This is a genomic window from Kineococcus auxinigenes, from assembly GCF_050871525.1.
Classification (GTDB): domain Bacteria; phylum Actinomycetota; class Actinomycetes; order Actinomycetales; family Kineococcaceae; genus Kineococcus.
In genome coordinates this window covers 1-10,700 of sequence record NZ_JBKBCT010000102.1, presented here as the reverse complement: position 1 = coordinate 10,700, position 10,700 = coordinate 1, and the positions used below count along the sequence as shown (strand labels likewise).

Here is a 10,700-nt window from a genome sequence, read left to right as displayed (position 1 = left end):
CGGGACCGTGCGAGCACGGTCCCGGCCGGGTGGGTCACTGCCCGCCGGTGAGCTTCTCGCGCAGGGCGGCCAGGGCCTCGTCGGACGCGAGCGTGCCCGCGGCCTCGGGGGCCTCCGAGGTGTAGGAGGACGGGGCCGAACCGGAGCCCGACGACGACGAGGACGCCGTGGAGGAGGTCGATGCCGCGGCGGGCACGCCCTCGGCCTCGGCGCGGGCCTCGGCCTCGGCCTGCTCGGCGACGGAGCGCTTGTGCGCCTCCCAGCGCTCGTGGGCGAGGGCGTACTGCGTCTCCCACTCCTCGCGCTGAGCCTCGTAGCCCTCGAGCCAGTCGTTGGTCTCGGGGTCGAAGCCCTCGGGGTACTTGTAGTTGCCCTGCTCGTCGTAGTCCGCGGCCATGCCGTACAGCGACGGGTCGAACTCCTCGCCGGCGGCGGCGAGGGACTCGGTGGCCTGCTTCAGCGACAGCGAGATCCGGCGACGCTCGAGGTCGATGTCGATGACCTTGACGAAGATGTCGCTGTTGACCTGGACGACCTGCTCGGGCACCTCGACGTGGCGCTCGGCCAGCTCGGAGATGTGCACCAGGCCCTCGATGCCGTCGTCGACGCGCACGAACGCGCCGAACGGGACGAGCTTGGTGACCTTGCCCGGCACGACCTGGCCGATGGCGTGGGTGCGGGCGAACTGCTGCCACGGGTCTTCCTGGGTGGCCTTCAGCGACAGGGACACGCGCTCGCGGTCCATGTCGACGTCGAGCACCTCGACGGTGACCTCCTGGCCGACCTCGACGACCTCGGAGGGGTGGTCGATGTGCTTCCAGGACAGCTCGGAGACGTGCACGAGGCCGTCCACGCCGCCCAGGTCGACGAACGCGCCGAAGTTGACGATCGAGGAGACGACGCCGGAACGGACCTGACCCTTCTGCAGGGTCGTGAGGAAGTTCTGGCGGACCGCCGACTGGGTCTGCTCGAGCCAGGCGCGGCGGGACAGGACCACGTTGTTGCGGTTCTTGTCCAGCTCGATGATCTTGGCTTCGATCTTCTGGCCCACGTAGGGCTGCAGGTCGCGCACGCGGCGCATCTCCACCAGCGAGGCCGGCAGGAAGCCGCGCAGGCCGATGTCCAGGATGAGACCACCCTTGACGACCTCGATGACGGTGCCCTCGACGACCTCGTCGGCTTCCTTCTTCGCCTCGATCGTGCCCCAGGCGCGCTCGTACTGCGCGCGCTTCTTGGACAGGATCAGGCGGCCTTCCTTGTCCTCCTTCTGGAGGACCAGGGCCTCGACCTCGTCGCCGACGCCGACGACCTCGTTGGGGTCGACGTCGTGCTTGATCGAGAGCTCGCGCGAGGGGATGACCCCCTCGGTCTTGTAACCGATGTCGAGGAGGACCTCGTCACGGTCGACCTTCACGATGGTGCCGGAGACGATGTCACCGTCGTTGAAGTACTTGATGGTGGCATCGACCGCTGCGAGGAAGTCCTCAGCCGATCCGATGTCGTTGATCGCGATCTGAGGGGTGGCGCTCGCCGGAGCGGTCGTCGTGGTCGTCATGGAGGTAGGGGCTCCGTCAGGGACAGTCGAAGGGTCACGCCCGGGGGTTCCCGGCCGCCACGGGCGCGGACCTCGGAACATGTCGTGGAACCGGGGACGGACGCTCGCCGTTCAAGCGTACCGGCGCTGCTGCGCCCAGGCAAAGCACCCCCCGCGCTCCCCCGCGTGGCCGCGAGCGCCGCGGGGCGGGGGTCGCTGGGAGGATGCGGTGGTGGGCGAGGACGAGGTGGGTGGCGGCGGGTTCGCGGTGCGGCGGCGGGCGGTGGGGGCGCGGGAGGTGGTGGCGGCCCAGCGCGGCTGGTGGGACCGCGAGGCGGTGGGTTACCGGGCTGAGCACGGTGCGTTCCTGGGGGACGCGCGGGCGGGTTCGGACCTGGTGTGGGGTCCGGAGGGGTTGCGCGAGGAGGACGCGGGGCTGCTGGGGGACGTGCGGGGTCTGCGGGTGCTCGAGGTGGGTGCGGGGGCGGCGCAGTGCTCGCGGTGGCTGGCGGGGCGCGGGGCGCGGGTGGTGGCGAGCGACCTGTCGGGCGGGATGCTGGCGCAGGGGGTGGTCGCGGACGCGGAGGCGGGGGTGGTGACGCCGCTGGTGCAGTGCGATGCGCGGGTGCTGCCGTTCGCGTCGGGGGTGTTCGACGTGGTGTTCACCTCGTACGGGGCGTTGCCGTTCGTGGCGGACGTGGAGCGGGTGCTGGTGGAGGTGGTGCGGGTGCTGCGGCCGGGTGGGCGGTTGGTGGCGAGCGTGCCGCACCCGGTGCGGTGGGCGTTGCCGGACGTGCCGGGGCCGGAGGGGTTGCGGGTGCACCACTCGTACTTCGACCGTCGTGCGTACGTGGAGACGGACGTGGACGGTGCGGGTGCGGAGGTGGTGACCTACGCGGAGCACCACCGGACGGTGGGTGACTGGGTGCGTCTGGTGCGTGGTGCCGGGTTGGTGGTGGAGGACCTGGTGGAGCCGGAGTGGGCGGCCGGGGATGCGGTGTGGGGCGGGTGGAGCCGGCTGCGGGGTGAGCTGGTGCCCGGCACGCTGGTGCTGTGCTGCAGCGTGCCGGCCGGTGGGGGCTCCTGCGTGAGCAGGTGACAGGCGTGACCTGCCCGCCTCGCGGTGAGCAGCCACGCCTGCAGCGTGTCCCCCACCCCGCGGTGGCTCGAGGTCGTCTGCGCTTCGTGCACCACCTCGGCCCACGGGAGGTGGAACAGGGCGACCTCGCCGCGCAGCTTGCGCTCGTCGACGTGCACCGGGTGCTCCCCGGTGCCGGGAGCGATCTCGTCGGAGGTGGTGATCACTGCGTCGAAGCCCTGCTCGCGAGCGACGTCGAGGTGGTTCTCCACCTGTGCCCGGCGCAGCTGCCCGTCGCCGGTCTCGACCTCCACCGACCCGGTGCACTCCCGCCCGGCGCGGGCGGTGCGGATCACCCCGTCGGGGATGGCGGTGGCCTCGTCCGGCGTGAACGGGGTCTCCAGGCAGGTCTCCACGGCCCCGCCGGGGGCGTCGAAGCGGCCGGTCAGCCCGCGCGCGGAGGCCCGCACGCCCATCATCGTGGCCAGCAGCGCGGAGGTGGCGCGCTCCTCCTGTTCCTCACCGGTGCCGACCCCGGAGATGGAGAACACCCGCGCTGCCTGCCAGGACTCCCCCGAGCGCAATCGCAACGCCGGTGGCGCCGGCACCGGCGCACGGGACGCCTTGGTCTTGCGGGTACGCACCCCTTCGACCGTCGCCGTGCACGTGGACGGAGCTGTGCTGCCGGCGAGCGCCGTGGTGGGCGAGGCGGGCGCAGCGGGGTCCGTGTCGTCGGCGAGGCCGGCGCTGGCCGCACTGGCATCCGCTGTGGCCGCTGCACCCGATGAGGCGGTGGGTGCAGCCGGAGCGGCGACCAGTTCGCTGTCTTCCGCACGGTCCGGGCGGTCGTCGTCGGGCTCGATCACCTCGAGGAGGTCATCACCGCCGTCGTCAGCGTCCGGGTCGGCGTTCTGCACCGGCGGTTCGGCCATCCGCGCGTGGAGCTCCTCGACCGTCACGAACCGCGGTCGACCGCAGAAGCACCGGGCGACCTCGCTCAGCCGCTCGAGAGCCCCGTCCGGGTCCGCGCTGGGACCGGCGACGGTGATGGCGATGAGCGCGTCGTCCAGGAGCGGGCTGGAAGGTCGCCCCTGTCTGCGCCACCAGGGCACCGGCGAGCGCCCTGAGCACCGGCGTTGGGGTCACCGTTCGAGCAGCGAGCCGGAGCGCACCGCGGCACGTGCGGCGGCCCCCGCCGGAGACGATGTGCAGATCGGCCGCACCGTTCTGCGAGCCTGCCGTTGACCGCTCCGTGGTGGCTGCCTGCACCGGCGCTCTCTCGGCGGTCGCGTCCTGGTTGGAGCTCGCCTCGTGCATCACCTCGAAGGGGTGCCCAGCACGCTGGGCCAGGCCCACGTCGCGGTAGCGCTGCGCGACCTGCTGGGCGACGGCGCGGAGGCGCAGCGCCTCGGTGCTGTGCTCAGCGAGCCTGCACGTGGAAGCGCTCACCAACGCCCACGTCGCCGCGTCGACACCTGCGCGCAGGACCCTGTGGCGCCTGCGGGCGGGCTCGTCCAGGACGTCGTCGGGCCCGGTGAGCCGATCAGGCGCCCCGGGGCCGTCCGTGCTGTCAGGGCCCGTCGTCGGCCGGGTCCCGCAGGCGCCGGCGGGCGTCGTCGACGACCTGCCCGGACAAGTCGCCGACCACCCCGTCATCACCCGCCGGCGGTGTGGGCGTGATCGGCACCGTGGTGGTGTCCGGGCGTCGCTTCAGCGGCACGTGGGGTCTGGGCGCAGCGAGAGGCGCTGGCGGTCGATCGCTCGGTCGGCGAGAGCGTGGGGCGGCGCCGTGTCGACCGAGGTGTCGCAGCTCGTCGTCGTGGGTGACCGAGCGGGGAGGGCACGAACACCGTTCTGCATCGCGGTCTGACCGAGTGGTGCCGTCGAGCTCGGCGCGGTTCGACGAGCGAGGTCCCGGCGATGGCTCTGGGTAGCGTGCTCGCGATGAGCTCTCGAGGCGTCCAGCAGGCCTACTCCTCGCTCGCGCAGCAGTACATCGACCTGTTGGGATCGGTGGAGACCGTGCACCCCGACGACCTGCGGCTGATCGAGCAGCACCTGGGGCACCTGAGCGGCCCGGTCCTGGACGTGGGCTGCGGTCCGGGGCACCTGACGGGCCACCTGCACGCCGCAGGGTGCGAGGTCACGGGCATCGACCTGGTGCCGGAGTTCATCGCCCACGCGCGTCGGGCCCACCCGGGCGTGGCCTTCGAGGTCGGATCGCTGACCGACGTGACCCGTCCGGACGCCTCCGTGGCCGGGGCGCTCGCGTGGTACTCCCTCATCCACCTCGAACCCGGGCAGTTGGACAGCGCCCTGGTCGGCATCCGCCGGCTCCTGGCGCCGGGCGGGGCGCTGGTCGTGGGCTTCTTCGAGGGTCCGGTGCGCGAGCCGTTCGAGCACGAGGTCACCACGGCGTACCGCTGGCCGGTGGAGGAGATGGCGGGCCGACTCACCTCGGCCGGCTTCACGGAGGTCGAACGCTTGCAGCGGCCCCCAGAAGGTGTGCGGCGCCCCCACGCGGTCCTCGCTGTCCGGGCGGCTTGACGGCCTCTAGGACGCACTCGGTCGTCGACGGGATCACGAGGGCGTCTGCTGCGGGTGCAGCCCGTGCTGCGCTGACCGGCCGACCAGCGCAGCGGCACCGCGCCGTCACCGGGGCCACCGCCGCTGCAGGCCAGGGCACCGGTGGCGGGCTCGACGTCCAGCAGCACCCACCTCTGCTGCGATCCCCACTCCTCGATCGGCGCCAGCGGTGCGCTCGTGATCTCCTGCGCGTGCTCGTCGATGCGCGCCCGGCGCGCCCGGTGGCTCTCGGCGCCGAAGGCGGCGCCGAGCGGGCCGGTCCAGGTGAAGGTGTCCGCCTGGGGCCGCCTGGACGTGTCCAGGTGCTGCACCTGTGCGCCGTGGCGGCCGTCGACCCAGACCCAGCGCAGCACCAGGGCGCTGTCCCGGTCCACGGGGACCAGCATGTCGTGGGGTTTGCGGCCCGGCGCGCTCAGCAGCACCGTCCACACCGCCCGCCCGGCCACCTCACCGGGCACGCCCGCTGGCAGGTCAGCGGCTGCGCCGGGTGGATCGGTGGCAGGCTCGAGGAACGTCGCGCTGCGGAACTCGCGCGGCTGGGCGAACAGCTGCGTCTCGCCCCAGCCCAGGGTCAGCAGGTGCGAGGGCGGCCAGTGCCCACCGGTGGGCACCGACGCCCACTCCTGGGCCTGCTGCCCCGCTGCCTGCGCCGGCTGCTCCTGGCTCCGCTGTCGCGGTGGGTCACCGCGGCGTGCACCGTCTGCCCGTCGTGCAGTGCGAGCACACCGTGCGCGCCGGTGGTCTTCCACCGGTTCGGGCGGGCGTGGCGCACCTGCAGCAGCAGCGGCCCACCCTCGTCCCCGCCGGTGCGGCCAGGTGCTCACGACTCGTCCCGTGCTGAGGCGGGTCGACAGTCGTGCAACCGCACGCCGTCCGGCACGAGCGTGGAGTCGCCGGGCCTCGACCAGCAGGGCAGAGCCTAGTGGCCGGCTTCGTGCCAGGAGCGTCCGGCGCCGACGGAGACGTCGAGGGGGACGGCGAGGTCGGCGGCTCCGGCCATGGTGGTGCGCACGAGGTCCTCGAGCTGGTCGCGTTCGCCGGGGGCGACTTCGAGGACGAGTTCGTCGTGGACCTGCAGGAGCAGGCGCGAGCGCAGTCCGGCGTCGCGCAGGGCGGTGTCGAGGTCGAGCATGGCGACCTTGATGATGTCGGCGGCCGAGCCCTGGATGGGGGCGTTGAGGGCTGCGCGCTCGGCCATCTCGCGGCGCTGGCGGTTGTCGCTGGTGAGGTCGGGCAGGTAGCGGCGCCGGCCCATGATGGTCTCGGTGTACCCGACGCGGCGGGCTTCGTCGACGACGCCGTGCAGGTAGTCGCGCACGCCGCCGAAGCGCTCGAAGTAGTCGTCCATGAGGCTGCGGGCCTCTTCGGTGGTGATCTTCAGCTGGTTGGACAGGCCGAAGGCGGACAGGCCGTAGGCCAGGCCGTAGGACATGGCCTTGATCTTGGCGCGCATGTCGGGGGTGACGTCGGCGGGTGCGACGTGGAAGACGCGGCTGCCGACGAAGCGGTGCAGGTCCTCGCCGGAGGTGAAGGCGGCGATGAGGCCGGTGTCGCCGGACAGGTGCGCCATGATGCGCATCTCGATCTGGGAGTAGTCGGCGGTGAGCAGGCTGTCGTAGGTGGTGCCCTGGTGGTCGTGCCCGACGACGAAGGCGGCGCGGATGCGTCGGCCCTCGTCGGTGCGGATGGGGATGTTCTGCAGGTTCGGGTCGGTGGAGCTCAGGCGCCCGGTGGCGGCGATCATCTGCTGGAAGGTGGTGTGGACGCGGCCGTCGTCGGCGACGGACTTGCGCAGGCCCTCGACGGTCTGGCGCAGGCGGGAGGCGTCGCGGTGCTCCAGCAGGTGCTGCAGGAACGGGTGGCCGGTCTTGACGAAGAGGGAGGCCAGGGCGTCGGCGTCGGTGGTGTAGCCGGTCTTGGTGCGCTTGGTCTTGGGCATGGCGAGCTGCTCGAAGAGGACGGTCTGCAGCTGCTTGGGTGAGCCGAGGTTGATCTCGGTGCCGATGACGTCGTGGGCCTGGCGCTGGGCGTGGGCGACGCGGTCGGCGAAGTGCTGTTCGAGCTCGGCGAGGAGGTCGTCGTCGACGGCGATGCCGGTGCGTTCGGCGCGAGCGAGGACGTCGACGAGGGGCAGTTCCACCTGGTGCAGCAGGCGGGTGCCGCCGCGGGTCTCCAGCTCGGTGGCCAGGACGTCGGTGAGCTCGGCGACGGCCAGGGCGCGGACCATGCCCTCTTCCGCGCGGGCCTGCAGGTCGGCGCCGACGGGGCCGTCGCCGGCGTCCAGGGTGAGCTGCTCGTCGCCGGCGGGTGCGGTGCCGTCAGGCGTCGCGGTGCTGTCGGGGGTGGTGGAGGCCTCGGCGCGCAGTTCGCGCTTGAGGTGGCGCACGGTCAGGTCGGCGAGGTCGTAGCTGCGCTGGTCGGGGCGGCACAGGTAGGCGGCCAGGGCGGTGTCCATGACGACGCCGGCCAGGGTCCAGCCGCGGGCGGCCAGGGCGTGGCTGGGGCCCTTGACGTCGTGGACGAGCTTGGGGGCGGCGGGATCGGCCAGCCAGGTGGCCAGGGCGTGCTCGTCGCCGCCGGTGAGGGTGGTGGGGTCCAGCCAGGCGGCGACGCCGTCGGCGCCGGCGAGCGCCAGGCCGGTGACGTCGCCGGTGCCGCGCTGCCAGTGCCCGCTGACGTGCAGGCCGGTGGGGCCGGTGGCGTGCTCGGTGAGCCAGGGGGCGACCTCGTCGTCGAGGAGGATCGCGCCGTCGAGGCCGAAGCCGGCTTCGGCCTCGGGTTCGGTGGTCTCGAGGGTGGCGAAGAGGCGGTCGCGCAGGACGCGGAACTCCAGGCCGTCGAAGACGGTGTGGACCTCTTCGCGGTCCCAGGGTCGGCGTGCGAGGTCCTCGACGGCGACGGGCAGGTCGAGGTCGCGCACGAGGGCGTTCAGGCGCCGGTTGCGGATGACGCCGTCGAGGTGGGTGCGCAGGCTCTCGCCGGCCTTGCCCTTGATGAGGTCGGCGTGGGCGATGACGCCGTCGAGGCCGTCGTAGGTGCCGATCCACTTGGCGGCGGTCTTGGGGCCGACGCCGGGCACGCCGGGCAGGTTGTCGGAGGTCTCGCCGACGAGGGCGGCGAGGTCGGGGTAGCGCTCGGGGGGCACGCCGTAGCGTTCCTGGACGACGTCGGGGGTCATGCGCAGCAGGTCGGACACGCCCTTGCGCGGGTACAGGACGGTGACGCCGTCGCGGACGAGCTGCAGGGCGTCGCGGTCGCCGGTGGAGATGAGGACGTCGTAGTCGGCGGCGACGGCGTTCTCGGTGAGGGTGGCGATGACGTCGTCGGCTTCGTAGCCCTCCTTCTCCACGACGGGCACGCGCAGGGCGGCGAGGACCTCCTTGACGAGTTCGACCTGGCCGCGGAACTCGTCGGGGCTCTTGGTGCGGGTGGCCTTGTAGTCGGCGTAGGCCTCGGTGCGGAAGGTGGAGCGCGAGACGTCGAAGGTGACGGCGAGGTGGGTGGGGTCCTCGTCGCGCAGGACGTTGATGAGCATGGAGGTGAACCCGTAGACCGCGTTGGTGGGCTGGCCGGTGCTGGTGGCGAAGTTGTCCACGGGCAGGGCGTAGAAGGCGCGGTAGGCCAGGGAGTGGCCGTCGACCAGCAGCAGGCGCGGGCGGGTCTGCTGGGGTGCGCCGGTGGTGGCCCGGCGGGACGTCGACGCGGCAGGTGGGGTCACGTCGGTCAGGGTAGTCAGGCGGTGCGACGCACGCGGTGCGGGAGCGCAGGGGTCGGGGTGCGCGGGGGTCAGCTGACGGGGGTGGCGTCGGGCAGGGGTCCGGTGCCGTCGCGGGGGGTGGGCAGCGCGGTGCTGCGGGCCAGGCGGGCGCGCAGGGAGCGGCGGCGGGCCACGACGCCGGAGCTGTGCGCGTCGCGGGCGGTGGCGCTGTCCAGGGCCAGGCGGCGCCGCAGCAGGGTCAGGGGGGCGGCGCGGCGCACGACGACGGGGGCGAAGCCGAGCCGGGCGAGGTAGCGGGTGTAGTCGCGATCGCCCGGCAGGGCGGTGCAGGCCAGCTGCTCGGCGCCCTCGGCTTCGGCGAGCAGCAGGGCGCGGCGCAGCAGGGCGCGTCCGACACCGCGGCGGCGGTGCTCGGGCACCACGTGCAGGTGCTCGAGGCTGGGGCCGTCGCAGCCGCCTAGGGGCAGCAGGGGTGAGGAGGTCAGCAGGGCGTAGCCGACGGGTTCACCGGCCACGGTGGCCAGCAGCACCCGCACGGTGCCGTCGGCCAGGGCGCGGCGCAGGCGGGCGCGCACGCTGTCGACGGAAGCGCGCAGCTGCCCGGCGTCGAAGCGGGCGGAGGCGTAGAGGTCCATCAGGGTGTCCACGTCGGTGACCGCGGCTTCGCGCACCACCACGGCAGGTTTCGGCACGGCGTCCTCCTCGAAAGGACCGGGCCCCCGCTTCCGGTCGCCGCGCTCGCGGCTGAGGGGACCTTAGGGCCTGTGCCGGGCTGAGCGGAAGATCCGGGCGGGGCCCGGGGGGTGGTGGTGGGTGCTTTCACCCGGGTGGTTCACCGGTGCGCACGGCCCGGTCACCGACGGTGGTGCCCGGGCCGTGCGCTGGGGTGGTGCTGGGGTGGTGCTGGGGTGGTGCTGGGGTGGTGCGGGAGGGGTCAGGAGCGGTCGTCGCCGGCGTTGATGACCGTGGTGGCCACCTCGCGCATCGTCAGCCGCTTGTCCATGGAGGTCTTCTGGATCCAGCGGAACGCCTCGGGTTCGCTCATGCCGAACTGCGTCTGCAGCTTGGACTTGGCGCGGTCGACGAGCTTGCGGGTCTCGAAGCGGTCGGCGAGGTCGGCGACCTCGTCCTCCAGGGCCATGATCTGCTGGTGCCGGCTGACGGCGATCTCCACGGCGGGCAGCAGGTCGGCGGAGGTGAAGGGCTTGACGACGTACGCCATGGCGCCGGCGTCGCGGGCGCGCTCGACGAGCTCGGCCTGGGAGAAGGCGGTGAGCAGCACGACGGGGGCGATGCGGGCCTTGACGATGCGCTCGGCCGCGGAGATGCCGTCCAGGACGGGCATCTTGATGTCCATCACGACCAGGTCGGGCTTGTGCTCCTCGGCCAGGGCGACGGCCTGCTCGCCGTCGCCGGCCTCGCCGACGACGTCGTAGCCGGCCTCCCGGAGCATCTCCACGATGTCGAGGCGGATGATCGCCTCGTCCTCCGCGACGACCACCCGGCGAGCGGTGGAGGACGGGGTCGCGGCGGTGTCGGAAGTGTTGGTCACGCCCTCATCCTAGTGGGCGGGTGCCGGCGTGTCGGAGCCCCGTCACCCCGCCGGGCGCGGTGCCTGGACCGGTAGGGTGGCCGCGCCGCCGCTCGCGGGCGGTGGCGTGCGCCCCGGTAGCCCAACCGGCAGAGGCAATCGACTCAAACTCGATCCAGTGTGGGTTCGAATCCCACCCGGGGCACCGCGCACGAGGACGGGCCCGCACACCCCTGACGGGGTGTGCGGGCCC

The 10,700-nt window shown here is 73.1% G+C and carries 7 protein-coding genes and 1 tRNA gene; 3 read left to right on the top strand and 5 right to left on the bottom strand.

Going from position 1 to position 10,700, the window contains the following annotated elements:
• Positions 1-34: 34 nt before the first annotated feature.
• Positions 35-1,555 carry a 30S ribosomal protein S1 gene (rpsA, locus tag ACRYR9_RS18580; protein WP_432498742.1) on the bottom strand — a complete coding sequence of 507 codons (1,521 nt, stop codon included), beginning with the start codon at positions 1,553-1,555 and terminating at the stop codon, positions 35-37.
• 211 nt (positions 1,556-1,766) lie between these two features.
• Here rpsA and ACRYR9_RS18575 point away from each other — a divergent pair, with 211 nt between their 5' ends.
• Positions 1,767-2,633, top strand: a complete 867-nt coding sequence (locus ACRYR9_RS18575) for a class I SAM-dependent methyltransferase (protein WP_432498744.1) — start codon at positions 1,767-1,769, stop codon at positions 2,631-2,633.
• A gap of 1,549 nt (positions 2,634-4,182) precedes the next feature.
• Here the strand turns inward: ACRYR9_RS18575 and ACRYR9_RS18570 are convergent.
• Positions 4,183-4,332 carry a hypothetical protein gene (locus ACRYR9_RS18570; RefSeq protein ID WP_432498747.1) on the bottom strand — a complete coding sequence of 50 codons (150 nt, stop codon included), beginning with the start codon at positions 4,330-4,332 and terminating at the stop codon, positions 4,183-4,185.
• 224 nt (positions 4,333-4,556) lie between these two features.
• On the opposite strand from ACRYR9_RS18570, the gene ACRYR9_RS18565 reads away from it, so the two are divergent.
• Positions 4,557-5,159: a class I SAM-dependent methyltransferase gene (locus tag ACRYR9_RS18565; RefSeq protein WP_432498750.1), complete on the top strand. Its 603-nt coding sequence runs from the start codon at positions 4,557-4,559 to the stop codon at positions 5,157-5,159.
• A gap of 958 nt (positions 5,160-6,117) precedes the next feature.
• Here the strand turns inward: ACRYR9_RS18565 and polA are convergent.
• The 3 genes from polA to ACRYR9_RS18550 all read right to left on the bottom strand — a co-directional run bounded on the left by polA (position 6,118) and on the right by ACRYR9_RS18550 (position 10,468).
• Positions 6,118-8,916 (bottom strand): DNA polymerase I, encoded by a 2,799-nt coding sequence (polA, locus tag ACRYR9_RS18560; protein WP_432498753.1) that lies wholly within the window; start codon positions 8,914-8,916, stop codon positions 6,118-6,120.
• 68 nt (positions 8,917-8,984) lie between these two features.
• Positions 8,985-9,608: a GNAT family N-acetyltransferase gene (locus ACRYR9_RS18555; protein ID WP_432498755.1), complete on the bottom strand. Its 624-nt coding sequence runs from the start codon at positions 9,606-9,608 to the stop codon at positions 8,985-8,987.
• A gap of 242 nt (positions 9,609-9,850) precedes the next feature.
• Positions 9,851-10,468: an ANTAR domain-containing response regulator gene (locus ACRYR9_RS18550; protein WP_432498757.1), complete on the bottom strand. Its 618-nt coding sequence runs from the start codon at positions 10,466-10,468 to the stop codon at positions 9,851-9,853.
• A gap of 110 nt (positions 10,469-10,578) precedes the next feature.
• Here ACRYR9_RS18550 and ACRYR9_RS18545 point away from each other — a divergent pair.
• A tRNA-Leu gene (locus ACRYR9_RS18545) sits at positions 10,579-10,652 on the top strand.
• Positions 10,653-10,700 lie beyond the last annotated feature (48 nt).

Bases quoted from the DNA above. Each gene is read 5' to 3' on its own strand.
- rpsA (WP_432498742.1), bottom strand. From the start codon at position 1,555: ATGACGACCACGACGACCGCTCCGGCGAGCGCCACCCCTCAGATCGCG.
- ACRYR9_RS18565 (WP_432498750.1), top strand. From the start codon at position 4,557: ATGAGCTCTCGAGGCGTCCAGCAGGCCTACTCCTCGCTCGCGCAGCAG.